This is a genomic window from Natronosalvus amylolyticus (genome assembly GCF_024298845.1).
GTDB classification, from domain to species: domain Archaea; phylum Halobacteriota; class Halobacteria; order Halobacteriales; family Natrialbaceae; genus Natronosalvus; species Natronosalvus amylolyticus.
Map to the genome: position 1 here is coordinate 3,236,544 of NZ_CP101156.1, position 24,709 is coordinate 3,261,252.

23 protein-coding genes and 1 other RNA gene are annotated in these 24,709 nt (G+C 61.0%); 8 read left to right on the top strand and 16 right to left on the bottom strand.

Annotated features, from left to right (window positions below; genetic code table 11):
- Window positions 1–266: 266 nt before the first annotated feature.
- Window positions 267–1,673, top strand: coding sequence for an MATE family efflux transporter (locus tag NLK60_RS15115; protein ID WP_254810502.1), 1,407 nt, complete (start codon window positions 267–269; stop codon window positions 1,671–1,673).
- A 211-nt stretch (window positions 1,674–1,884) separates the two neighbouring features.
- Window positions 1,885–4,305: a histidine kinase N-terminal 7TM domain-containing protein gene (locus tag NLK60_RS15120; protein WP_254808602.1), complete on the top strand. Its 2,421-nt coding sequence runs from the start codon at window positions 1,885–1,887 to the stop codon at window positions 4,303–4,305.
- 78 nt (window positions 4,306–4,383) lie between these two features.
- Here the strand turns inward: NLK60_RS15120 and gatB are convergent, their stop codons facing one another.
- Window positions 4,384–5,865: an Asp-tRNA(Asn)/Glu-tRNA(Gln) amidotransferase subunit GatB gene (gene gatB / locus NLK60_RS15125; RefSeq protein ID WP_254808603.1), complete on the bottom strand. Its 1,482-nt coding sequence runs from the start codon at window positions 5,863–5,865 to the stop codon at window positions 4,384–4,386.
- 99 nt (window positions 5,866–5,964) lie between these two features.
- A complete protein-coding gene (locus NLK60_RS15130) occupies window positions 5,965–6,192 on the bottom strand; it encodes a DUF8119 family protein (protein WP_254808604.1) in 228 nt (75 codons plus the stop codon).
- 236 nt (window positions 6,193–6,428) lie between these two features.
- On the opposite strand from NLK60_RS15130, the gene NLK60_RS15135 reads away from it, so the two are divergent.
- A complete protein-coding gene (locus NLK60_RS15135) occupies window positions 6,429–6,983 on the top strand; it encodes a tRNA (cytidine(56)-2'-O)-methyltransferase (protein WP_254808605.1) in 555 nt (184 codons plus the stop codon).
- 49 nt (window positions 6,984–7,032) lie between these two features.
- Here the strand turns inward: NLK60_RS15135 and NLK60_RS15140 are convergent, their stop codons facing one another.
- Window positions 7,033–7,683, bottom strand: coding sequence for a hypothetical protein (locus tag NLK60_RS15140; RefSeq protein WP_254808606.1), 651 nt, complete (start codon window positions 7,681–7,683; stop codon window positions 7,033–7,035).
- A 137-nt stretch (window positions 7,684–7,820) separates the two neighbouring features.
- Between NLK60_RS15140 and NLK60_RS15145 the strand changes: the two genes are divergently transcribed.
- The 3 genes from NLK60_RS15145 to NLK60_RS15155 are packed head-to-tail and all read left to right on the top strand — an operon-like array spanning window position 7,821 to window position 9,830.
- Complete coding sequence (locus tag NLK60_RS15145) at window positions 7,821–8,348, top strand: transcription factor (RefSeq protein ID WP_254808607.1); 528 nt, start codon at window positions 7,821–7,823, stop codon at window positions 8,346–8,348.
- On the top strand, window positions 8,348–9,022 hold the full coding sequence (locus NLK60_RS15150) for a DUF2110 family protein (RefSeq protein ID WP_254808608.1): 675 nt from the start codon (window positions 8,348–8,350) through the stop codon (window positions 9,020–9,022). The genes NLK60_RS15145 and NLK60_RS15150 overlap by 1 nt, the downstream gene beginning before the upstream one ends.
- Before the next feature lie 10 nt (window positions 9,023–9,032).
- Complete coding sequence (locus tag NLK60_RS15155) at window positions 9,033–9,830, top strand: DUF5803 family protein (protein WP_254808609.1); 798 nt, start codon at window positions 9,033–9,035, stop codon at window positions 9,828–9,830.
- A 288-nt stretch (window positions 9,831–10,118) separates the two neighbouring features.
- Here NLK60_RS15155 and NLK60_RS15160 read toward each other — a convergent pair whose 3' ends face one another.
- The 8 genes from NLK60_RS15160 to NLK60_RS15195 form a co-directional block, all read right to left on the bottom strand.
- Complete coding sequence (locus NLK60_RS15160; RefSeq protein ID WP_254808610.1) at window positions 10,119–10,955, bottom strand: CheR family methyltransferase; 837 nt, start codon at window positions 10,953–10,955, stop codon at window positions 10,119–10,121.
- Window positions 10,952–11,467, bottom strand: a complete 516-nt coding sequence (locus NLK60_RS15165; RefSeq protein WP_254808611.1) for a chemotaxis protein CheD — start codon at window positions 11,465–11,467, stop codon at window positions 10,952–10,954. Before NLK60_RS15165 ends, NLK60_RS15160 begins: the two co-directional genes overlap by 4 nt.
- Window positions 11,464–12,699, bottom strand: coding sequence for a chemotaxis protein CheC (locus NLK60_RS15170; protein WP_254808612.1), 1,236 nt, complete (start codon window positions 12,697–12,699; stop codon window positions 11,464–11,466). The genes NLK60_RS15165 and NLK60_RS15170 overlap by 4 nt, the downstream gene beginning before the upstream one ends.
- On the bottom strand, window positions 12,696–13,301 hold the full coding sequence (locus NLK60_RS15175; protein ID WP_254808613.1) for a chemotaxis protein CheC: 606 nt from the start codon (window positions 13,299–13,301) through the stop codon (window positions 12,696–12,698). Before NLK60_RS15175 ends, NLK60_RS15170 begins: the two co-directional genes overlap by 4 nt.
- Window positions 13,302–13,338: 37 nt before the next feature.
- Window positions 13,339–16,812 (bottom strand): ATP-binding protein, encoded by a 3,474-nt coding sequence (locus NLK60_RS15180; RefSeq protein ID WP_254808614.1) that lies wholly within the window; start codon window positions 16,810–16,812, stop codon window positions 13,339–13,341.
- On the bottom strand, window positions 16,805–17,989 hold the full coding sequence (cheB, locus tag NLK60_RS15185; RefSeq protein ID WP_254808615.1) for a chemotaxis-specific protein-glutamate methyltransferase CheB: 1,185 nt from the start codon (window positions 17,987–17,989) through the stop codon (window positions 16,805–16,807). The genes NLK60_RS15180 and cheB overlap by 8 nt, the downstream gene beginning before the upstream one ends.
- A complete protein-coding gene (gene cheY / locus NLK60_RS15190; protein WP_254808616.1) occupies window positions 17,986–18,348 on the bottom strand; it encodes a chemotaxis protein CheY in 363 nt (120 codons plus the stop codon). Before cheY ends, cheB begins: the two co-directional genes overlap by 4 nt.
- Window positions 18,349–18,472: 124 nt before the next feature.
- A complete protein-coding gene (locus tag NLK60_RS15195; protein ID WP_254808617.1) occupies window positions 18,473–19,216 on the bottom strand; it encodes a chemotaxis protein CheW in 744 nt (247 codons plus the stop codon).
- A 176-nt stretch (window positions 19,217–19,392) separates the two neighbouring features.
- Here NLK60_RS15195 and ffs point away from each other — a divergent pair.
- An RNA gene (gene ffs, locus NLK60_RS15200) (signal recognition particle sRNA) lies at window positions 19,393–19,703 on the top strand.
- 206 nt (window positions 19,704–19,909) lie between these two features.
- Here ffs and NLK60_RS15205 read toward each other — a convergent pair.
- From NLK60_RS15205 to NLK60_RS15225, 5 genes are all read right to left on the bottom strand, one after another.
- Window positions 19,910–20,857, bottom strand: a complete 948-nt coding sequence (locus NLK60_RS15205; protein ID WP_254808618.1) for a DMT family transporter — start codon at window positions 20,855–20,857, stop codon at window positions 19,910–19,912.
- Window positions 20,858–20,917: 60 nt separating this feature from the next.
- Window positions 20,918–21,622 carry a helix-turn-helix domain-containing protein gene (locus tag NLK60_RS15210; protein WP_254808619.1) on the bottom strand — a complete coding sequence of 235 codons (705 nt, stop codon included), beginning with the start codon at window positions 21,620–21,622 and terminating at the stop codon, window positions 20,918–20,920.
- 126 nt (window positions 21,623–21,748) lie between these two features.
- On the bottom strand, window positions 21,749–22,666 hold the full coding sequence (locus NLK60_RS15215) for a mechanosensitive ion channel family protein (protein WP_254808620.1): 918 nt from the start codon (window positions 22,664–22,666) through the stop codon (window positions 21,749–21,751).
- On the bottom strand, window positions 22,663–22,911 hold the full coding sequence (locus NLK60_RS15220; protein ID WP_254808621.1) for a YhbY family RNA-binding protein: 249 nt from the start codon (window positions 22,909–22,911) through the stop codon (window positions 22,663–22,665). Before NLK60_RS15220 ends, NLK60_RS15215 begins: the two co-directional genes overlap by 4 nt.
- Window positions 22,912–22,987: 76 nt before the next feature.
- Window positions 22,988–23,263 carry a ribonuclease P protein component 4 gene (locus NLK60_RS15225; RefSeq protein ID WP_254808622.1) on the bottom strand — a complete coding sequence of 92 codons (276 nt, stop codon included), beginning with the start codon at window positions 23,261–23,263 and terminating at the stop codon, window positions 22,988–22,990.
- A 105-nt stretch (window positions 23,264–23,368) separates the two neighbouring features.
- Between NLK60_RS15225 and NLK60_RS15230 the strand changes: the two genes are divergently transcribed.
- Window positions 23,369–24,433, top strand: coding sequence for a glycosyltransferase family 4 protein (locus NLK60_RS15230; RefSeq protein ID WP_254808623.1), 1,065 nt, complete (start codon window positions 23,369–23,371; stop codon window positions 24,431–24,433).
- The last annotated feature ends 276 nt before the right edge of the window (window positions 24,434–24,709 follow it).

Below are 24,709 nucleotides of genomic sequence, written 5' to 3' on the forward strand. Positions count from 1 at the left end.
CGAACGGTTCTGACGACGCGGCTGGCTCGAGGACTGGGTCCGCCAGCGGTGGGGTCGATGCATGTGATTCGGCAGGTAATAGTGGCGAAGCCGGCAATCGCGATTCGGCCGACCTCAGCGATGAAGTCGACAATCGCGATTCGGTGGCCACGACCGAGTCGGCATCCCTCGAGTCGACGCCACCCGACTCAACGCCCCTCGAGCCAAGTGAGCCGTCGGGCGAGCCAGTAACTGACGGTGGCGTCGACCAGCGAAAGGGAATCGACATGACGACCGGGTCGATTCCACCGAAACTCGCGCAGTTGGCCTGGCCGCTCGTCCTCGGCAATCTCCTCCAGACGTTTTACAATCTGGCAGATATGTTCTGGGTCGGGCGCGTTAGCGCCGAAGCCGTTGCAGCCGTCTCCCTGATGTTCCCGCTCTCGTGGATGTTCGTCTCGACAGCGATGGGATTGACTGCCGCAACTATCGCACTCGTCTCCCAGCACGTCGGAGCGGGCGACCAGCGCGCGGCTGACCGGGTCGTCGGGCAGACGATTTTGCTCGCGATAGCTGTCTCGAGCGTGCTCGCGACGCTCGGTCTGGTATTTCGACGGCCGTTGCTCGAACTCATCGGTGCGCGTGACCAGGTGTTCGTCGAGGCGCTCGCGTACATCGAGGTCATCTTTCTGGCGCTGCCGTTGACGTTTCTGTTTTTCGCGTTTCGCTCGTCTCTGCAGGGCGCCGGAGATACGAAAACCGCCATGTGGCTGGTCCTGATTTCGGCGGGCATCAACGTCGTGCTCGATCCGTTCTTTATCCTCGGTATCGGGCCGTTTCCCGAGATGGGAACTCGAGGCGCAGCCGTTGCGACCTTTATCGCCCGCGCGGTTGCGACCCTGGCTGGGGTGTATCTGTTGCTCGATGGGCGATACGGCGTTCGACTCAGACTTCGTGACCTCAAACCGAACCTATCGATACAGCGGCAACTGATCGATATCGGCTATCCGGCGACACTCGACGGCTGGGCGCGCAGTTTCGCCGCCGTCGCGATGGCGGGATTCGTCGCCAGGTTCGGAGCCAACGCGACGGCGGCGTACGGCATCGTCGTCCGTTTGATGTCGGTAACGTGGTCTGTCGCAGGGGCGGTCGGCGACGCGACAGCGACCGGCGTCGGCCAGAACCTGGGTGCGAAGACGCCTGACCGCGCGGCCGCCGTCGCCAAAACGGCGACGGCCGGTACGTTCCTCTTTATCGCCGCGATTGCAGGAGTTATTCTGGCGTTCCCTGCACAGGCAATCGGTATCTTCGTCGATGATCCCGCGGTCATTGCAGAAGGCGTCGTTTTCTTACGAATCAACGCCCCATTTTGGGCACTCTTCGCCGGGGTCATGGTAATTCAGGGTGCGTTCCGTGGTGCCGGGAATACGCGTGAGGCGATGGTGCTTTCCATGCTCTCGCGGTGGGTATTTCGCGTCCCCGTCGCACTCGTACTCGCGTTCGCGTGGACGGTCACGATTCCCGTCATCGGCATCACGCTCAGTGCCTTCGACTGGGGTGTTGCAGGTATCTGGTGGGCGTTCTCCGTCGGCATGGGCCTCTCGTTCGTCGTGGCGGTGCTCTGGTTCCGCCTGGGCACCTGGCGTGAGCGGGTCATCGACGAGGAAGGGACGCACGGTTCACCCACACAGTGACGCGAGTCGCCTGTTTGAATGTCGTTCACTCGAGCGATTTCTACCACTCCCAAGCGTGATCATAGTCGGATGTCGACGGTACTGCCGAACCTAACAGGTTCCCGAATGCGGCGTACGGACAGCTTGCAGCGGCCACAGATGTTATATAACCCGACCGCCGTCTTTCAAGAAACGGATGGTCGAAGGGTCGTTGTTTACCGCTGGGCTCGTGATGGCGACAGTTTTCTCGCTCGTTCTCGGCGGGATGACCTGGCAGTATCGCGAACGGCCCGGTGCAAAACCGTTTCTGTTGTTGGTTGCGGGGCTCGCCATCTGGAGCGGCGGCACGTTTCTGGCCAGCATCGACCCCTCGTTCGAACGGACGCTCATCTGGTATCGACTCACCTATGCGGGTATCCCGACCGTCGTGCTCGGCTGGTTCCTGTTCGCCCTCGAGTTTACGGGCCGCGGAAACTGGATCAACCGTCGAACGTTGTCCTTGCTAGCGATCGAACCCATTGCCGTCCAGTTCGTCGTCTGGACACACGGCTGGCACGACTTGTTCTGGCGCGACGTCTCGAGTAATCCGCTCGAGCAGGCGGTGTACGGCGACCTGTTCTGGATACACGCGCTGTATTCGTACGGACTCTTGCTCGTCGGGACGATTCTCCTTCTTTCGTTCGTGTTGTACTCGAAAACGCTGTACAGAGATCAGGTACTCGCGATCATGGTTGCCATCACCATTCCGTGGGGTGCCAACATGGTCTATCTGTTTACCTCATTCCAGTCCGATCTCACCCCGCTGGCTATCGGCGTCTCCGCCGGTGCATTCGCCTGGTCGATGTTCCGGTACGGCTTCATGGACGTCGTTCCCGTCGCTCGAGAGACCGTCATCGACGAAATGAACGACGGCGTACTCGTCCTCGACCTCGAGGGACGGATCGTCGACCTCAATCGTGCGATCGTCCCGCTGCTCGAGACTGGTGAATCCGATGCCGTCGGCGCTTCAGTCACGTCGACGTTAGCACTGTCTCGGATGCGAGCGCTCGATTTCCAGACGCACACCACTTCGTGGTCGACGCCAGTTGACCTCGCTGATGACCCGCACGCGAATGCTGGCGCACTCGAGGCGTTTTTCGACGGCGACGTCCGGTCTGAACGGACGATCGAAATCGAGGTCGAACCACAGGGGCAGGCGAACGCCGATACCGACGCCGACTGGGCGTCGGATGCTGCCACTGCACTTCGATACGATGCGGGCGCGCCGGGCGACCGACCACCGTCACCGGGTGTCGGGGAGGGAGGAAAGAAAAGCGACATTCGGCGCGATATCGAGGCTGAAACGCCGGAATGCAGAAACTATGCGCTGACGCTCTCACCGTTTTACGCCCAAAAAGAGTCTCTCACCGGACAGTTACTCGTGGCCCAGGACATCACCATCCGGAAACACCGCGAGCGCCAACTCGAGCGCCTGGCTGATGAACTCGAGCGCCAGAGCAAAGAACAGGCAGCACTCATCGAAAACCTGCCCGGAATCGTCTACCGATTACCGTCGGTGACTGCGGATTCGTGTTCGTTCGTCAGCCAGGCCGCCGAAGCGGTGACTGGCTATGGGCCAGAGACGTTCGAGTCGGGTGAGCGGTCCTTGCACGAACTCGTTCACGGCGACGACCGCCAGCAGGTACTCGAACAGAAACGAAGCGCGGTAGCCAACGGGGAGCGTTACGACGTGACATATCGCATACGAAGCGCAGGCGACGGTCAACGCTGGGTTCGGGACGTTGGTGAAGGAATCGTCACGGGTGACGGCGAACTGGCCTCGGTCGTTGGCGTCATTCTGGACGTGACCGAAAACAAAGAACGGGAGCAGTTGCAGGTCCTCAACCGAGTGTTACGTCACAATATCCGCAACGAGATGAACGTCATCAAGGGGTACGCGTCGATGGCGGCCAAACAGACGAGCGGGGAGGTACGCGACGGACTCCACATCGTCGAGCGCAAATCCGAGATGGTGATGCGAATGAGCGAAAAAGCGCGTATCGTCCAGCAACTGCTCGGGACACCGGCCGGTGCGAATCGTGGCGTCGACGTGTTCGGCGCGCTTTCGGACGCGCTGTACCGCCTCGACGACCAGCACGGTGACCGCATCCGCGGTCGCGTTTCCGTCACGGCGAATGGAGAACTCGATGCCCGTGCCGACGGCGATGATCCGCTCAAACATTCCCTGCACGTACACGGCTGTGACCTCCTCGCACTCGGATTGTACGAACTCCTCGAGAACGCCGTCGTCCACGGCGGAGACAGCCCAACGATCGATATCACCGTTACCAGTGACGCCGAGACGGCCGAACTTCGAATCGCCGATTCCGGCTCCGGGATTCCTGACACCGAGCGCGACGTGATCGACGCCGGTCTCGAGTCGCCGCTCGAACACGGCAGCGGCATGGGACTGTGGATCAGCCAGTGGATTTTGACTCCCTACGCCGACCTCACGTTCGACAGCGACGACGACGGCACGGTAGTCACCGTCTGCTTCGACCGATTCGATGACGAATCCTCGAGCGACGAGCAGACGAGCGATTCCGAGAACACGGCGCGGTTGACCTGGCCGCTCTCGAACGAGGGCGACGTGGACGGCGCTGATCGGCTGTGATAGCGGTCTCGAGTAAAAACCGAAAGCCAGTCGCGTGCTCCAGGCCAGTCGTGTGCCCCAAACCAGTCGCGTGCTCCCTTACTCGAGTTCGGCGCGCAACAGGCCGTTGACGTCGCCCGGGTCGGCGCTGCCACCGGTTTTCTGCATGACCTGCCCAACGAGGAAGTTGATTGCGCCGCCTTCGCCGGCCTCGTAGTCGGTGACTGCGTCGGGGTTTTCCTCGATTGCTTCGAGGACGGCTGCCTGCACCGCATCGTCGTCGGTTTTCCCCAGCCCTTCGCGGTCGACGATGGTTTCCGGATCGTCGCGCTCGTCGAGCATCCCTCTGAGAACGACTTCCTTGGCGTTTTTCGCGGTGATTTCGTCGGTTGCGACCAGTTCGACGAGTGTCGCGATCTCCTCGAGGCGCCCCTCGATGTCGGTGATCTGCATGTCGCGGTAGTTGAGTTCGCCGAGCAGTTCGTCGGCCACCCAGGTCGCCGCCAGGTCTGGGTCGAACTCGCTGGCGACGTCTTCGTAGAAGTCGGCGACCTGTTTCGTCGAGGTGAGTTTTGACGCGGCTTCCTCGCCGAGGCCGTACTCGCTGGCGAAGCGCTCGCGGCGGGCTTTGGGCAGTTCCGGAATAGCGATTTCGTCTTTCCAGTGGGCAACTCGAAGCGGCGGGAGGTCGGCCTCTCGGAAGTAGCGGTAGTCCTTTTCGGCTTCCTTCGAACGCATCGAAACCGTGATACCGCGACTCTCGTCCCAGTGGCGAGTCTCCTGTTCGACCGCGCGACCGCGACGGACGGCGTTTTTCTGGCGCGTTTCCTCGTAAGCGAGCGCTTTCTCGGCCCCTTTGTGACTCGAGATGTTCTTGACTTCGGTTCGGTTGGCCGCCTCGAGGTCTGCGAGTTCGATCGAGCCGTCGTCACTGACGCGGTCGCCGTCGATGATCGAGAGGTTGGCGTCGACGCGCAGACTGCCGTCACGGCCCGCGTCGAACACGCCCAGGTACTCGAGGACTTCCTCGAGTTCGGCCAGGAACGCCCGGACCTCCTTCGGGCTGCGGAAGTCGGGGGCGGTGACGATCTCCATCAGTGGTGTCCCCGCACGGTTGTAATCGACGAGGGTGTACTCTGCGGTGTCGATGGAGCCACCGACGTGCTGGAGACTGCCGGGGTCTTCCTCGAGGTGGGCGCGTTCGATAGCGATGGTGTGGCGCTCGCCCTCGAGGGAGATTTCGAGTTCGCCGTCCTGACAGATCGGTTCGTCGTACTGGGTGATCTGGAAGTTCTTGGGCAGGTCGGGGTAGTAGTAATTTTTCCGGTGGAACCGCGTCTCTTCGGGAATCGTCGCGTCGATCGCCTTCCCGATTTTGACGGCGGCTTCGACGGCGGCCTCGTTGAGAACGGGCAACGCACCGGGAAGGCCGAGACAGACGGGACAGACGTGTTCGTTCGGCCCGTCGGCGGGCGAGGTCGAACAGCCACAGAAGATCTTGGTGTTGGTCTCCAGCTGGACGTGCACCTCGAGGCCGATGACGGTGACGAGGTCCCCCTGCTGGACGGTTTGTGCGGTCATTGCAGGCGGCTTTGACCCGCGGGCGCTAAAGGATAACGGAGCGTCACTCGCGAGACCGGCAGATTGTTTCGGGTCGAGGGTGCCTGGGGCGTCCAGGAATCACTCGTCCGATTCGTCCTCGGCCACCGCACGCTCGAGGCTCATCACGAACCCGAAGTAGGCGACGATGCCGGCGAGCATCAGCAGATAATACGCCAGGTCGGGTCCCTTGAGGACGCGAAAGAGGAGGTCCACGAGGGTTACCCAGGCGATGGCAAACACGAGGTCCATGAGGATGCCCCACCGCTGTTCGCGGGCGGTCGTAATCCAGGTTCGGAGGTCGGTCATTCTCTCAAATACGGGTGGGTAATCCTGGTGAAAAAGTCTACCGACGGGGCGCCCCGGTACTCGAGCACCTTACTATGGAACGTGAAGTAATAAGAAAATTCTTACTACGAAAAGTGGAGCAAAGAGCGCTTCTTGCTATGGTCTTTGAAGCGAACGGACTCCCAGCGTCGAAAACCGATGTCCCTCGAGACACCGAAAACGAAACCGCCTAACCGGCCCCGGCGGTGAGTAGGGGTATGCACGGACACGACACCCCCGAGGTCGTCGTCCTCCGACTCGGTCATCGACCTGGCCGGGACGAACGGATGACGACCCACGTCGGCCTGACCGCTCGAGCGCTCGGTGCCGACCGCGTCCTGTTGCCGGACAACGCCGGCCAGTCACTCGAGACCGTCGCCGATATCACCGACCGCTTTGGCGGGCCGTTCGACGTCGAACTCACCGACTCCCCTCGAGGTATCGTCCGCGGGTGGGACGGCGTCGTGGTCCATCTCACGATGTACGGCGAGCGCGTTCAGGACGTCGAAGCCGACATTCAGTCGGCCCATTTCGAGGCGGGACAGCCACTCCTGATCGTCGTCGGCGCGGAGAAAGTTCCCTTCGACATCTACGAAGAGGCCGACTGGAACGTCGGGGTCACCAACCAACCCCACTCCGAGGTCGCCGGACTGGCCGTCTTTCTCGACCGCCTGTTCGAGGGCCGCGAACTCGAGCGTGAGTGGGAAGACGCCGAAAAACGGGTCTTTCCGACGGAGACGGGAAAGCGGGTCGAGTCCGTGTCCGAGGAGTGATCGCGCGACAGAGGAGTAATCTCTGAGGTGAGAGGGTTCGTTCGTTCCCTCATTCCGAACGCTCAGGCGGGCCGCTGAACGGTCGCCACAGTCGGGCGAGGGCATCCTCGAGTAGGCTCGAGGCGCCCATTTTCGATTCCTCGACGGTGTATCGCTCACCAGCCCGACTGATCGGACTGTCGGGCTCGAGTTCTCGAAGCCGCGTCTCGACCGTTGCACTCGAGAGGTCGGTTCGGTCGGCGATCTGTCCCGGGGTGAGCGGCGTGTCAGCTGCTCGGAGTGCGGCGACGATGATCCGGCCATCCTCGAGCAAATCCTTCGTTTCTGTGCCGCTCAGATCGTCGTTCGTCGCTCGTTCGGCCGACTCCTCGGTGTCGATGTACCGATAGGTGTAGAGCGAGTCAGCGACGACCCAGATGGCGGGTGGAATCAGCACGGTCAGTAACCACGACCGAAGGATGACCGCGAGGGTAACAATCGCTAGCCCGCCCACTAGAGCGATTCCTACACTGAGGAGCGCGTCGTCGTAGCCACGAACCGACCAGATTGCTCGAGTCACGCCGAGGCCCACGAGGACGGCGACCACGATCAGTACGGTGAGCCAACTGGTTTCGAAGACGAGTACTAGAATTGCGACGACGAGGGCGAGCGAGAGGAGATTGAGTTCCTCGAGGAGAGCTGGGCCGAACGACTGGGTCATACAGGAGGCGTGTGTCGTCTCGGCTGAAAAGGTATCGTCTCTGCTGTGAGTCTCACCGTACCGTCACCATCACGGGACGGAGTGCTCCCCGAACCGAGTGACAAGACTTAATGGCTGTATGCGATTATTACAGGCTAATGGCTTTTGAGGACCTGCTCGAGGATCCGGTCATCCAGAAGTACTTACACGAGCTCGTCGGTCCAAAGGGGATGCCCGTCGCGGCGGCACCGCCGGACGGGGAAGTAACCGACGAGGAACTCGCCGAAGAGCTGGATCTCGAGCTCAACGACGTTCGACGCGCGCTGTTTATCCTGTACGAGAACGATCTCGCCACCTACCGCCGACTGCGTGATGAGGACTCGGGGTGGCTCACCTATCTCTGGACGTTCGAGTACGGCAACATCCCAGAAAACCTCGAGGAGGAACTGTATCGCCTCCACGAGGCGCTCGAGGAACGGCGCGAGTACGAACAGAACCACGAGTTTTACCTCTGTGAGATCTGCTCGATTCGATTCGAGTTCGGCGAAGCGATGGACTTCGGATTCGAGTGTCCCGAGTGTGGATCGCCACTCGAGTCGATGGACAACAACCGACTCGTTCACGCGATGGACTCGCGACTCGACGAACTCGAGGACGAACTCAACATCGACGTACGGGCGAACTAATGGTCGTTCTCGCAACCAAACTGTACGTCGACGGTGATGCTCGCGATCGATCGCTCGACTCGCTGCGCTCGCTCGTACAGAACGATATCGGCGAACTCGACGTCGAGTTCACGCTAGGTGTCCGCCACGACGATTTCCCGTCGGTGACGATCGAGGGCGAGGACGCCGTCGTCGCTCGGAACGTCTTGCGCGAGGAGTGGGGGGAAATTCTCCCCGATCTCGAGGCCGGTAAAACCGCCGTCGGGACGCTCGAGCAATGGGACGAGGACGGCTTCATACTCGATGCGGGTCAGCCGGTCCGGATTCCGACCGACGAACTTGGGCTTGGACCCGGAAACCCGGCCCAGATTCGCGAGCGCTTCGGACTCGTCCAGCACCTGCCGATGTCGTTCGTCTACGGTGGCGAGGACGAGCCATCGCGACTGAGCGAGGCTGAACGTGACCGACTCTTCGAGTGGACGCGCGGCGATGGCCGACTCAACGTCAACAGTGCCACTCGAGCGGAGGTTCGGGCGACGCTCAACCGGGCTGGCCACGCCCAGGATTACGTCACCGTCGAGCGACTCGGCTTGCTCGAACAGAGCGTCGTCTGTACCGAGGATACGGACCCACCGGGCCTGCTCGCGAGCATCGGCTCGTATCTCCCGGCCGAGCTACGCTGTGTCGTCCCCTGACCGAACACGTATGGACCTGACCGTCAACCGCCGACTCGTTCTCGCGACAGCCGCCGTCGCCGTGCTCTTGATTACAGCGGGCTGTATGTCGATGATCTTCGGCGGTATCTCGGACGAAACGCTCGACGAAGAACAGGACTACGAGGACCTCCGGCACGCCGACAACGACGCCAACGTGACCATCGAAGTCGGCAGCGGGTCGCTCATCTCGAGCGGCGAGTTTCGTGCGGTATACAATCTGAGCGATACCGAGGAACTCTCGCTGTATCGCTCGACGTTCTATCGGGAGAACGCCCTCGACATTCGGGCGGTTCGCTACTGGTATCCCAACGGGACGGAACTGACGGGTTCGGAACTCGATATCGATCAGAGCCGCTCGAGCACCGAGGTTCGGGTCCCCGATGGCAACGGCACCCTCGCGTTTACGGGTGGCGCTAGCCAGCGCACCTTCTACCTGCCCGCGTACGTTTCTGACTCTTACGAGGTCATCCTTCCCGAAGGATACCGGACGACGAACTATCTGTTCGGCGCGGTCAGTCCGAGCGGCTACGACCGGACCACGGTCGACGACCAGGAGCATCTCCACTGGGAACGTCTCGATAGCTCCCTCTCGATACGGTTTTACAACAGCCGAGACGTCCCCATCTTCGCCGGCATCGTCCTGCTGGTCGTCACCGTTGGTGGGGCCGGCGTCGCGTACTACTACCGACAGGTAAAATCCCTCGAGGAAAAGCGACAATCGATGGGGCCCGATGACGTGGACACCGATATCGACGACGACTCGAAAGGCCCACCACCAGGGATGTGAGTAGCGCGCGATTGGGAGTTTCCGTGTGTCTCGGTTCCGGCCCCTCTTGACGGCTATGTACGGGGGAGTCCACGGAGCGTCGCGATAGCCTGAAAGCTGCCGTAGCGGTTTTGGGCGTTTCCGGGAATTTGACCGATTCGTGGCACGGGCCACTCGAGTGAAGGTGGCACCGCTCGAGTGTTCTAGTGGCTTCCCAAACCTGAACTGGTGGGTGAAATCAGGCGGTGCGATTCGATTTCACCCATGAGTCGCCGTTTGGGAGGGTACTATATCTTCCACGAATCGCTCTTACTCGAGGCTTGCTGCCGTCTGGGTGGCGGTATCCTCGAGTTGGTAAATCCGCAGTCGACCTTCAGTGACGGCAAAAGCCGTCTTGAGCGCCGGGGGAATCGTCTCGGCCTTGCCGATGACCAGATAGCCAGACGGTTGCAGTGACCGGGCGATGGTCTCGAGCATCGACTGTTTGTACTCGTTGTCGATGTAGATGAACAGGTTGCGACAGATCACCAGGTCGAACCCCGATTTGGGATCGTCGTTGATCAGGTCGTGGCGCTCGAAACTGATGTTCTGGCCGACTTCCTCTCGAACCGTGAACGTCCGGTCGTCGTGATCGACGTACCGTTCGTACTCCTCGAGAAACGCCAGTTGGTCGCTCAGGTCGACCGTCCGTGATTCGGTGTAAACGCCCTCTCGAGCCGTCTCGAGGGCCGGTTCGCTGATGTCGGTTGCCGTAATGTGGATCGCGGACTCGTCGATTTCGGGGTCGTCGTGGGCGAGCATCGAGAGCGAGTACGGTTCGCGCCCGTCAGCACAGGCAGCGCTCCAGACGTGGATCGATTCTCTGGTTTCCGACAGTTCACGAAGCACGTCCCGAATCCCTTCCCAGACGTCCGGGTTTCGGAAAAAGCCCGTCACGTTGATACTCAGCGAATCGAGCAACGCCGTCTGTTCCTCGGCGTCGTCCTCGAGCAACTCGAGATACGCTTCGTACGTGTCGGATTCGGTTCGACGCATCCGAGAGGAGACTCGCCGGTCGAGGTAGCTTTCGTTGTAGTGACTCGTCGCAAATCCTAACTCGTCTTCGACGAACTCGAGGAGGGTAAAAAACGTCTGGTCACTGCTCACAACTCGGACACTCCATGGTCTTCGTTAGCCGTTCGAACAATAAGTTTACCGGTATCTGGTGTAAATTCAACGGTTCGTCCGTGTTTCCCACCGACGTCTTCGGCGACCAGCGGGACGCCGAGTTTCTCGAGTTCCTTGCGGGCGGCATCGATGTTTCGTTTGCCGACGCCGTCACCGAAACTCTCGAACTCGAACATGTCACTCCCGCCGGCGATTTTGGCTTCGACGGAGGTGTAGCTTGCGCCGCGTTCGACCATTCGGCGCAAGAGGGCTCTGATCGCGGTATCGGCGTACTTTCCGGGTTTGACGTCGCTGTTGTCCGAGGCGTCCCCGTCGGGAAGCATAACGTGGGCGAGACCGCCGATATCGCTGTCGGGGTCGTACAGCGCGACGGCGAGACACGACCCCAGTCCGTACGATTTCAGCGTGTCGTCGCCTTCGGTGACGACCAGTTCGGAGATGCCGACCTGCACCGGTTCCGGGATGCCCGGTTCGGTACCGTACGTTTTCATTCGACCTCACCAAACTCTGCTGTCGTCGGGGTCTCTTCGATTCGGTCTACGTCCAGGTCGTTGAGCGCTCGCTCGAGGTCGGCTTCGTCGGGGATGGCATAGATGTCGCAGTCGAACGCCTGGCCGTCGGCGACGACCTGTGTGTCGAAGACGAACGCAAACTCCTGGTCTTCGCCCAGCTGGATGACTACGGGGTCGATGACAGCGGCACCGATATCGTGGATAAACTCCGGCGGTGAGTGGTCGATGGTCGTATCGAGGACGTTGGCCCAACCATCGAGAAAACCACTGGCCATAATGTTGCCCAGTTCTTTGATCGCGCTGGTCCCCATCTCACCAAAGCCGTCTCCGTCGTGGTCGACCTCCATCGGTACCATCGCGTCGACGATTTCGTGTGCGGAGTCTTCGTCGAACAGGAACAGGAGGTAACCACTCGGTGTCCCGTCGAATTCGAACGCGACACCGACCAGCGGATCGTCCGCAATCTGCTGGGGAATCGCCTCGAGCGAGACGAAATTCAGCCGCCGGATTTCGACGTTCGTCTCGATACCGGTCAGCGTCGTCGCCGTTTTGGCGACCTCCGTCGCCCCCTGTTCGGCCATCCGGTCGAAGCCCTCGAGTTTGTCGTACTCGATACCGTCGCTTGATCGAAGCTCCTCGAGAAGTTGGGCCATCGATTCGCGTCGAGGGAACAGGTAGTGGCTGAAACTGATCTCGGTGCCAACGGCCTCGATGTGGCTCTGAAAGAGCAATGCGAGGTCCTGGTCGTCGGGTGCTTCCTCGAGGTCGCCGAAGAATGGGTCGACGGTTTTCGCCTCGATGAACTCCGGGGTTGAGACGTCGATGACGGTCTCGAGGACGTCCGCCCAGCCGTCGATGAAGCCGCTGTTCATCACCTGTCCGAGTTCAGTTGCCGCACTGCGACTCATCTCGTCGAACTCGTCGCCAGCTGAATCGGCGAGCAGCATTTCGACGACCTGAAGGGCGCTTTCGCGGTCGAATACGATGACTGAGTGCCCATCGAGGCCGCCAGTCACCTCGACTCGGATGCCGACTTTCTCGGTTCCGTCTTCGAAATCGGCGCGGATCTCCTTACCCCGCATGAAGTTAAGCTTCGTGACGCCAACCTGTGTCTCGACGCCGGTCATCTTGCTCAGCCGACCGGCGGCTAACCCGGCCCCCTCACGGGCCATTCGGTAGAACGTTCCGAGGGCGTTAACGTCGAGTTTCATGCAGTGTGGACTTCGATTCCGTTGACCATCTCGACGAACTCTTCGAGGTCAGGAAATGCGTAAATTTCGGCTTCGATCTGATAGCTCGGAACCGAGAGATCCGAGTCGAAAAACAGGGCGAGGTCGTCGCCTCCCAGACCTGCTGTGCGGACGACGATATCGCCGGCCGGTGCGTACACCAACTGTGGGGCGGCGATATCGATTGCCCGGCCGAGGACGTCTGCCCAGCCGTCGATGAAGCCACTGGCCATCATATTCCCCATCTCTTCGACGGCGCTACGGGCCATCTTCCCTGACACGTTCGACATGTCGTCGACGACGTCACGAAGCATGATCGCGGTAATCTTCTTCGCGCTCGCTTCGGGGAACAGGATGAGGATGTGCCCGTGTGGCGGATCGAGCAACCGAACGCGGACGCCGACCCGTTTGCCCGGCTCGAGCTGGGTTTCGATGTCGTCGACGTCGATGAAGTTCGTTTTCGTGACCTCCATCTGCGCGTCTTCACCGGTCAGTTTGCTCATGTTGTCGGCGACGCCGTTCGTCCCGACCTTTGCCATTTCGTTGATAAAGCTCAGCTTGCGAATGTCGACCATCAGCGTCATAGGTATCGGATTCTCCGTGGGTGTGTGTCGTTGGTGTTCATAGGGTCGTCACGTCCAGTATGTTGACTACTTCTCCCCGGCCACGAACGGTTGCACCGCTGAGGCCAGGAATGCCGCTCATAACCCCTTCGAAGGGTTTGACGACGACTTCCTGTTGGCTGCGCACGTTGTCACAGTGTAACGCAACCGAACGAACGTCGTCTCGAATGCGGATAACCATCCCCTCTTCGAGGTCGGTATCCGAACGGACCTCGAGCGTGTTTGCCAGGTCGATGACCGATAGCTGGTCATTGGCCGACGTCGACAGGACGGGTTCTCCGCTGTCGGTTTCGATCGATCGGCCGTCGTCGATGTCCTGTACGGTTTTGAGCGGGATGCCAAACTCTTCGTCCCCGAGTTCGAAGAACAGCACCTCCGCAATCGCAACCGTGACCGGCAACTGCATGGTCACGGTCGTCCCCTGTCCGGGTGAACTGTCGACGGTTACTGTACCGTCGAGGTCTTCTATCGTCCGTTTCACCACGTCCATCCCCACACCTCTGCCGCTGACGTCCGTGATCTCCGAAGCCGTTGAGAGACCGGGGTGGAAGATTAGTTCGTACACGTCGTTGTCTTCCATCGATTCGGCCTCGTCTTCGGCCAGGATATCCGCCTCGAGTGCTGCCGTCCGTAACTTCTCGGGATCGATTCCGCGGCCGTCGTCTTCGACCCGTATCGTCACCTGATCTCGAGCGCGCTCGGCGTACACTTCGACCGTCCCTTCGCGTGGTTTGTCGACCGCCTCACGATGGTCGGGCGCCTCGATGCCGTGATCGACCGCGTTGCGAACGAGGTGGATGAGCGGGTCGCCCATGCGGTCGAGAACCGTCCGGTCGAGTTCGACGTCTTCACCCTGGATTCTGAATGCGACCTCTTTGCCCTGCTCGCGTGCAATGTCTCGAACCGTCCGTGGAAGGCGGTTGGTCACCGTCTCGAGTGGGACGAGTCTTACGTCCATCACGGTTTCCTGGAGGTCGGACGTGAGATCTTCGAGGTCGTCGAGTTCGCGATCGATCGCCTCGAGGTCGTCTCCCTGTTCGATCGTGTGCCGAAGGCGAACGCGCGAGGTGACCAGGCCCTCGACCAGATTGAGGAGGGTATCGACTTGTTCGATGTCGACGCGGACGGACTGTCGCTGGTCGTCCGCTCGGGCCAGTTTCTCTTCTTCCGTTTCCTCCGGGATCGATATCTCCGGAATCGGCATCGGTGGGACGTCCTCGTAGACGCGCGAGGCCGCTTCGTCATCGGTCGACGATTCCTCACCGAATCCGGCAGCGTTCGAGTCGCTCGGTTGCGTTGCCTCGACATCGACTGCCGAGGCGGACACGTCTGCAAACTGGCTATCGTCGTCACCGAGGATATCTGCCGTCGCTCCGAAATCGTCTACGGAGCCGGCTTCATCCGCGAAGTCGGCGTCAGTCTCGAGATCGAGCGACTCGTCCTCGAACGCGCTGTCCGTGGCGTCGTCGGTATCTGCGACCGCTGACTCGCCGTCGAACGTTGCGTCGCTGGTGTCATCCAGAGACTCGGCAAGACCGAGGTCGAACGTATCGCTGGGCTCGGACTCGGTTTCATCGAAACGTTCATCTCCTTCGTCGAACGCCACGAAGTCGTCTTCGTCTGTGCCCAACTCGCCTTCCGTTTCACTGAATGCCAATTCGTCGGTCGGTCCGTCGAATTCCTCCTGGTCCAGGCCGAACTCGTCATCGCCCTCGAGGTCGGCGGCTTCCGTCACGACAGGGTCGAACGCCTCGGTCTCCTCGATAGCAGTCGAATCTGCCTCGAGCGAGTCGGCCTCATCTACCTCGAGTGAGCCTGCAGCGTCAACGTCGATTGAGTCGACCTCGTCTGTGGCCGCTGGCTCACCACCTGTTTCGGGAGCGGTGTCGGCGAAATCGACGTCCTCGAGGGCTTCGACCGAGGCAATCTCCTCGTCGCTCTCGGGGTGTTCTTCAATTTCTGTGTCCACGGCCTCCGGTTCGGTATCGAAGGCGTCGTCTGCAAACGACTCGAAGGCTTCGTCGTCGGCAACGAGGTCGTCGTCAACCGGCTCGACCGCCCCATCATCTGCATCATCCGGCTCGAGTACGTCAGCGAAGGCGTCATCGGAATCGGTATCTTCGCCGTCCGCCGGCGCCGCTTCAACAACGTCGTCGTCCGCCTGCAGGTCCGGCTGCGAGTCTACCTCGGCGCTCAACTCCGGCATATCGAGGGGCTCTTCGCCGACGCCGAGGAACGTATTGTCCGATGTGTCGACGTCGTCACCGAGTAACTCGTCCATGTCGACCTCGTCATCGCTGTCGAACTCGTCGAACTCGAGTTCGTCGAGTTCCGACTGGAGCTCGTCGAACCCGACCATCTCCACTTCGTCTTTGAGTTCGGCAAAGACGGCGCCGGCGTCGTCGACCTGCTCGTCCTCTTCTTCGACTGGGTCGGGGGTGCCGGCGTCGACACCGGCAGGTTCGGGCTCCTCGGCGTCATCGACGTGTTCTGGCTCGGGGATTTCGGGTTCGTCCGCTGTCTCACCGAGTAAATCGTCGAACGAACCGGCATCACCCATGTCGTCGAACGCCTCGAGTTCGGATTCGTCGACGTCTTCGACCATCGCGTCGAGGTCGTCGAACTCCTCGAACTCGTCGAGTAATTCGTCGACTGAAAGGTCCTGCGGGTCACCTTCTGATAGCGAGTCCTCGTCACTGTCGTCACCGTCCGGGGCGGGCGCCGGCGCAGGCGACGCTTCGAGTTCCGCTACCTGTTCGGTCACGTCGACGATGACGAACTCTTCGACCGCATCCACCGGATCCAGGGCGGCCGAAATAGCTGCCTTGCCGACGGCACTGGCGAACACTGCATCGAAGCGCGTACCGTACTGATCGTTTTCGATTGCTTCCTGTGAGGGCTCTGTTCCGATCAAATCGAACGCATCGATCAGTGCTTCGACAACCAGTTGTCCGTTGTTCACCGACTCGTGTTCGACGACCGAGAGTCGAACCAGGTAGACGTTGCCCTCGATATCGCTGGGCGGTTCAAATCTGGCAAGCACCGTCTCGGTCTCCTCGACTGTCGGTTCCCGGATGGGCTGCTGGGAACCCGCCGACCGTCCCTCGAGCGGGCTCCGAAGCGACTCGATTGTCGCTCCGGGATCGCTGTCGATCTCGCCCCTCGCCGCTGCCTCATCGAGCATCGCCTCGAGTTCGTCGACGCCGTCGAAGATAACGTCCATCACGTCGCTCGTGATCTCGATTTCGTCGCTTCTGATGGCCTCGAGCAGATCTTCGATCGCGTGGGCGAGGTCGCTTGCGCGTTTCAACCCCATTGCGCCGCAGTTGCCCTTGAGGGTGTGTGCGGTTCTGAAGATCGACTCCATCGCTTGTTCGTCGTTCGGATTCTGCTCGAGAGTCAACAGCGAGTTGTTCAGGCTCGTGATGTGTTCGTCGCTCTCTCGAGCGAACTCAGTCCAGTAATCAGTCATCGGTCTCACCGTCCGTGGTAAACGCGTCTACGATTCGGTCGACGAGTGCTGACGCGGGCACTATCTCGTCGACACAACCGGTTTCGATCGCCTGTCGGGGGATACCGAATACCGGGCTCGTCGCTTCGTCCTGGGCTATCGTGTGGCCGCCGGCGGCATTGATAGCCTCGATACCGGCCGCCCCATCTTTACCCATTCCAGTCAACACGACGCCACAGAGGGGGTCGGTGACCGTCTCCGCTGCAGTCTCCATCGTAACGTCGATCGACGGTCGAACGCCGTGGACGCGGGGGCCGCTCGTCAGTGCGACGTCGAGTGCACCGCCGTCGTTGTCGGTAACGGTCAGGTGATGGCCGCCTTTAGCGATTACCACGTCACCAGCACGGACGCGGTCGCCGTCGCTCGCTTCCCTGACGTCGTATTCGCTGGCGGAATCCAGCCGGTCTGCCAGTCGCTTCGTGAAGTCTGGCGGCATGTGCTGTACGATCAGGACCTTCGCTTCGAGTGCTGACGGCAACCCCGCCACCACCCGCTCGATGATCTTCGGGCCTCCAGTCGAGGCACCGATCACTATCGTCGGATGCTCCAGAAGCGGACCCTCGACAGGGGTTTTTGTGCCCGGTGTGTCGGCGCCCGACACACGTCTGCTCGTTCGAGGACTGGCGGTAGCTGTGTTTGCCCCGCCTGCTGTCACACTCGAGACAGGGGCATGGCGGTCCGGATCGGGTACCTGCCGTTTCGTCGCGTGAACCGCCGCCGTCGCCCGAGCGAGCGCGAGTGACGATACTGTTGCTTCCGAAAGCGCATCGACTTTTTCGACGACGGCGTCGGCGAGATGGGCGATATTCTGCTCGCTCGAACTGGCCGATTTCGGCAGAAAATCCAGGGCACCCCGTTCGAGTGCCTCGAGCGTCGCTTTCGCGCCGCGTTCTGTGTGTGCGCTGAGCATCAAGATTGGCGTCGGGTTTCGTGACATGATGCGTTCGACGGCTTCGAGGCCACCCATACCGGGCATCTCGACGTCCATCGTGATGACGTCCGGCTCGTTTGCCTCGACGAGTTCGAGTGCTTCATCGCCAGTACGTGCCGTACAGACGTCGTATCCTGCGGCTGTGAGCGCGTTACCGACGACCGTCTGCATGAACTGCGAGTCGTCGACAACGAGTACACACGTCATGCCGCAACGACGTCAGCAAGGGCTTTCCGTACGCTGGGTTCTTCGAACGGCTTCGTCACGTAGCCGTCTGCCCCAGCCTTTACGGCGAGTTTCATCTTCTCTCGTTGCCCGACACTCGTACACATGATGACGCGGGACTGCGGATCGAGTTTCTTGATCGCAGCCGTCGCCTTAATACCGTTACATTTCGGCATCACGATATCCATCATGACGATGTCGGGATTCTTTTCCTTATACAGTTTGACTGCTTCAGCGCCGTTCGACGCCTCTCCGACGATATGGTAATCCTGCTCGAGAATCTGTCGCAGTAAATTACGCATAAAATGAGAGTCGTCTACGATGAGCACCCCTGTCGACATTCAGTTGTACACCAAACTTCGATAGAAATACAACTACCATAAATGCTGTCTCCTGATTATCACACGTGATAAATGACGCGAGCGGATGTGAGCGATCCGTCTCCTCGAGTCTCGTGCGTGTTTGTTACGACTTGTGTCCGGATGCTAACAACAGTCGTTCGACGTCGACGAGTCCAGTTGCTTCGACGATGATCTCCGGTGGTTGCTCGGATTCTGGTTCTTCCTCGGTTTCCTCTTCGAGAACGAACTCGTCGCTGACAACGTCGTCGTCGGCCTCTTCGGTCGGGAGCGACAACGATTCGTCGGGTTGATTCGTGCCTCCGAACCGACTCTCGCGAGTCGTGGTCCCTCGAGTGCTTCGCTCGGCCTGTCGTTCTTGCTCGACGAGGGCGACGATAAGCGGGTGGTTGATCGCGCCGCCCGCGACCGTCGGATCCTCCACGTCTTCTGGCCCGTGAACGTCTGTCTCGGGCACCGTCTGAACGCCCAGTACCTCGTCGACGGTGATCGCAGCCGACTGCTGGTCGGTCGGGCGGTCGAACACGAGTAAACGCCCTTTCGCTGCCGGCGGTTCGTCCGCCGGAAAGTGGACTCGTGGGTCGACGAGTGCCGTAATTTCTCCGCGGATGTCGACGAGTCCGTCGACGGCCGGCGGTGCTCGAGGAACGGTGGTGATATCGGCTGACTCGGGTGGGTCAGTGATCGTTTTGACGTCGTCGACCGGAAACGCCAGACGGTGTTCCCCGATAGCGACGTAGACGAACCGCTCGAGTTCCTCCGGTTCGTCTTCTTCGGGTGTCGATGGTTGCCGGTCGCCCGGGTCGTCGATACTGACGCCGAGCATTCGTTCGGAGAGGTCCGGACTCATACGTTGGTCGACTATCTCAGTCCATCCCTAAAACGTTGACTCTCAGAGAGGATGTCAGATTGCGGGCGACTACCGATTGCTCCGGTCGAGGGGGTCAGTGTGGCGACGACTGTTCCAGGAACACGCGGCCGCGAACCCGGAGACGAAAGGCCCTTAAGGGGTGGGCAGCTAAAGCCAATTGGACTAGGTCGGGCAGTTAGGCCCTGCTCACAACTCACCCTATGGCCTTCAGTGAGGACCGAAGCCCGCGGGCGTCCGGTCTGACCGGCCGGGGCCCCGGGAGCTAACGTGGAAGCCTCGTCCGTCGGGGACAGCGGTCTACGGTGACCGTCCGCAGGGACGACTCATCGTGGTTAATCGGCGACAGCCCATCAGGCGCGGAAGCGAGCAGTGGACCGCCGAACACCTGTCGCTCGACGGGTCGCGGGGTGGAGAAGGCAACCGGGATTCCCCCGTCCGGAACGCCGGGCAATCGCGGGGTCCGCATTCATATCGATTTTCACAGTTCAACCAGTCTCATCACCATTAGCAGTGATGACATAGCCAGTGAACGTCATTGCACACCCTACACAAAGATTGCGCAGCGGTAGGCGTGTCAATCGCTTCACTGGCTACTACAGTTGGTGCGTCGGTACCCACTCGAAAACAGTTCCAACGTCGAGGAGAACAGTCCGGTCGATGGCAAAAGAACGTTCAGGGCTCTTCAGCGGCGATGAGGTACACCCCTGCGGCCATAACGACCCCACCGACGACGAACAACGACCCGAGTTGCTCGCCGAGGAACGCGGCCCCCAGTAATCCGCCGACCACCGGCTGGGCGAAAAAGAACACCGAGATGATGCTCGCGTCGACGTACTCGAGGCCTTTGTACCAGAGATACCACGCAGCGGCGGTTCCGAAGAGACCAAGATAGCCGATGGCGACGAGAACCGGGAGCGAAAGCGGGATACTCGAGAGCGTGGTGTCGGTAACCGCGAGTTCGATTGGGACGATGAACGCCAGCATCGGCACGGCTGCAACCGTCGAGTACGTCGCCGTCTCGAGGGCCGAGTAGCGCTCGATCAGGGGCTTGCCGTACACCGTGTACCCCGCCCAGGTGACACTCGCCACGATCAACAACAGAATCCCCGTTGTCGCCGCGCCGGCGAGTGACGTGAGGTCGTACTGTCCGGAGAGGACTAGCAGCGTGCCCACGGTGGCGACACCGATGCCGATGACCGCTCGAGCGGACAGCCGTTCGCCGAGGAAGACGACGCCGAGCAGGACGGTAAATACGGGTGTCGAGACGGTAATCAACGACCCCTGGCTTGCCGTCGTCAGGTCCGTCCCGAGGAACTGGGTGACGAGAGAGCCACTGACGAGCACGCCGAGTCCGGCGAACGCAAGCAGATCTCGTCTGGTAAACGAGCGACTGGGGTACGTGAGTCGAACGACGACCCACAGCGCGGCCGCACCGACGGCCACCCGGGCGAACGCCAGGGTGACCGGTGGAACGGCTTCGAACCCCCACTTGCTGACGACGTAGAGGCCACCCCAGAGGGTAGCAGCGGCCAGTGGCGCGAGCGCAAAGAGGTATCTCGAGAGGAAATCGTTGGGCGAACTCGACTCGGAGGATTCTCCCCCGTCAGATGCTACTGTCATTGATTCACCGGTCACGCCATTGCTTTGGGCTGGAGCGCTATCCGACTTGACGTTAGGATCTTAACCCCATTCGGGACGACGCACGGACGGCGGAAGGAGTTTCGATTCCGCCCGACGCAGCGTTTTGGACACGGCCGCGTCGGAAACGCCAAGTGAGTCGGCGAGTTCGCCGAGCGTCGTCGACCGCGGCACCTCGTAGTAACCCGCTTCGAGTGCTCGCTCGATGGTCTCTCGTTCGGTCGACGTCAGGTGGCGGTGGGCCTCGAGTAGCCGCGTTCCGACGGCGTCGGCACGGACGTTTTCGAGGGCGTCCGATGGCGTCACCGCTTCGTGGCGAGTCACCGTACACTGGTCGTCGGTGTTTCCCTGGAGCGACGAGAGCGCACCACGAGTTGCGGCTTCGGTGTCGAATCCGAGCGACCAGCGTTCGATGCCGTCGACGTTCCGGAAGGGGCCTGTCAGGTAGCCGTCGTGGTCGACGACCGTTCCCATCGCCGTCGTCGTTCCCATCGTCAGCCGTGATCGGGCAGTTTTTTCCTGTTTGGCGAGCAACTCGAACGAGGTTGTCGAGGGGTGGTTACGAACGGTTTCGAGCCCCGCCTCCAGCGCCGCGCGACTCGAGGCATCGACGAGCATGCGTAACTCGAGGCGAGCGTCGTCGCGGTGGTACTGCCAGTGTGGGGTGACGAAGGCGACGTCGTAGGCCGCCGATGCAGCGCTCAAGGGGCAGTCGGCCTGGCGTAGAGAGAGTTCGACGCCGATCATACGGGTACCGCGATAGCAGGGGGCAATGGTGTTTCGGTTACGGCAGCCCCGAGCAGTGAAAACAGTCGACGTTCGTCTTGATCACCGATTGCAGACACGGTTGGCGAAAACGCTGATGAGCTCGTATCAGTCGTCGGCGGCTTCGAGTCGGTCTGCGTTCTGGATACCAATCCCACCATCCAGCGTGCGGATTGGGTACGGAATGTCGATCCCTTCCTCGTCGAAGCGCTGTTTGACGCTGGTGACGTACTCGCCGCGAATGCGGACGAAGTCGGCTCTCGAGGGGTCGTCGATCCAGATACGCGACTGGAGACCGACGTCCGAGTCGTTGAGTTCGGTCAGGCGAACGGACGGGGCCGGGTCGTCCATGATCTCCGGGTGATTTTCGGCTTCCTCGACGATGATCTCGGAGGCCTGTTCGATGTCGTCGTCGTAGCCGATACCGAAGACGAACTTCAGTCGAAGGCGCTCTTTCGCGACGGGGTTTTTGATAACGCCACCGGTCAAGGTGGAGTTCGGCACCGTCAGCAGTTCGTTATCGAACGTTCTGACTCGCGTGACACGGAGACTGATGTCTTCGACGACGCCGGAGTGATCGTCCCACTCGATCCAGTCGCCGATGCGGAACGGTTTGTCGGTGTAGATGAACACGCCAGCGACGAAGTTCGCGATGACGTTTTGCATCGCAAAACCGATTGCCAGTGCCCCGGCCGCGGCGATACCGGCCATCGATACGAGGAAGTTACCGTAATCGGCCGCTCCGAACGCGACGGCGATCCCGACGAACAGGACGCCAAACTTTGTGAGTTTGAGTAGCGGTATCTGTGCGTGTTCGTCCAGGTCTCGCCGTCGCATTCCGCGTCGAACGAGCGGGACGACGATCACGCGGCCGAGCAGCCAGACGACGACCAGTGTGAGGACGAAGATGATCGCACCTTCGAGGGTCCCTGCGAGTGCGTTATCGATGCCGCCGATGGCCTCGAGTTGCTCACCGATCGGACCCAGGTCTTCCTGGAGCGGTGCCGGAAGCACCGTGCCCATCATCGATGGATCACGGCGGTGTGCCCGCGCGTCTCAACGAGCGTGCCGTTCACTTCCTCGGCGAGTGACTGTGCTTTGCTCTCGGTGGAGTCCCCGGCTCGAGCAGCCCGAAGAAACTTCACTTTTACCAGATTCTCGTTTGCGAGCTGGTCGTTCAACTCGTCGACGACGGCGTCGACGCCGCTTTTACCGACCCAGACGGTTACGTCGAGGTCGTGGGCTCGCTTTTTCAGTTCCTGTGTATCCATAGGGCGTCGTAAGGAGGCCGATGGTTTCAATCTTCGCGAATCGATATTCGAATTCGACCGCTTGTGGCATGCACGGTCACTCGTAGGGGTACCGAGCGTGGTGTCCACAGTCACAGGTGATCACCACGTGGCCATCCTGGAGGCGAACGCGAGCGTTCACGCCCGGGCGGAGATACGCATCACACGCGTCGCAGGTGAACCGTTTGAACGTTCGAGGGAGCGACAGTCGGTTCCGTTCGGCCACGCGACGGGCCAGCCTGACGTAGTGTTTGGCCCGCTCGTCCTCACCGTCGGCAGCCGCCGCTCGAGCGAGGTCGTGGAGCCGATCGATTCGCTCTGCGGCGATATTCATTACTCCCGTTTGTCGTGGCCGACGTATTGGTGTTTTGTTTACTGGGCACTCGAACACCGCTATCGAAACCGCTATCTGGCTCTTGGCTGACCGTTCGACACGAGCGTGCGCGTACTCAACTACCTCGAGCTGGAGGGGCCGCTCGAGCGAAGCGGTATCGGGACGGCGGCGGAGCATCAGCGACGGGCGCTGCTAGGCGAGCCCGCTCACTCTGCGGATCACGACATCGAACTCCGCACCGACCCCTGGGGTGGCTCGCCGCGTTCGGTGTTGAGACGCCTTCGCCGGGAGCGCTCACCGACCGTCGAGTACGACATCGCCCACTGCAACGCGATTGGGCCGGGTTCGCTGATCGTCGCTCGTGATGCCCTGCGGACGGACACGCCGCTCGTGTTGCACGCACACGTCACCCGCGAGGACTTCCGCGACAGTTTTCGCTGGTCGAACGCGCTGTCCGGCCCCCTCGGAGGCTATCTCAAACGGTTTTACTCGCAGGCCGACCTCGTGTTGTGTCCGAGCGAACAGACCAGACGCCATCTCGAGGCGTATCCGGTGTCGGCCCCGATCGAACCGATCACCAACGGCGTGGACCATCGCTCGCTCGAGGGGGTCGATGCTCGACGAGAGCGCGCTCGAGAGCGATTCGACCTCGATGGATTGGTTGCCTTCGCCGTCGGCAACGTGTTCGAACGCAAAGGGCTGACGACTTTCTGCCGACTCGCCGGCCGAACGCCGTACTCGTTCGTCTGGTTCGGCCCCTACGACCGAGGTCTACAGGCGAGCTCGACCGTGCGACGGCTGACGGGGAACCCACCGCCTGACGTCCGATTTACGGGCTGGATCGAGGACAAACGCGACGCCTTCGCCGCCGGCGACGTGTTCGTTTTCCCCACCCACGCCGAAAATCAGGGCATCGCCGTCCTCGAGGCGATGGCCTGCGGGAAGCCGGTCGTCCTCCGGGATCTCCCCGTATTCAGGGAGTTTTACACTGACCGCGTCGACTGCCTGTTGTGCTCGACCGAGGACGAGTTCTGTGCAGCACTCGAGATGCTCGCAACGAATCCGGGCCGGCGTCGAGAACTGGGTGAGAACGCACGGGAAACGGCGGCCGAACACTCCCTCGAGCGGGTTCGAGCGCGACTGCTCGAGGTGTACGATCGGGTCTCGTGATTCGGTCAATTATCGAGTGGCTCGAGTGGAGCCAGTACCGCTCGAGCGTCTCGGGACCTCCACGAATCGCTATCACTCCAGTGACGTGGCTCACAAAATCTCGGGGGCAAACCCCCGAGCAGCCGTGGGCAACTCTCCGGCCCGACAGGACGGCGGTTCTGACTGTACGTTTTGCCTGGTCGATGACGCAATACTGTTATATTTCCCACAGCGAAGTACCCACGAGAACGTGCACGACGATTCATCGGCCACCTCGAGCGACGTACGGCCCGGGTC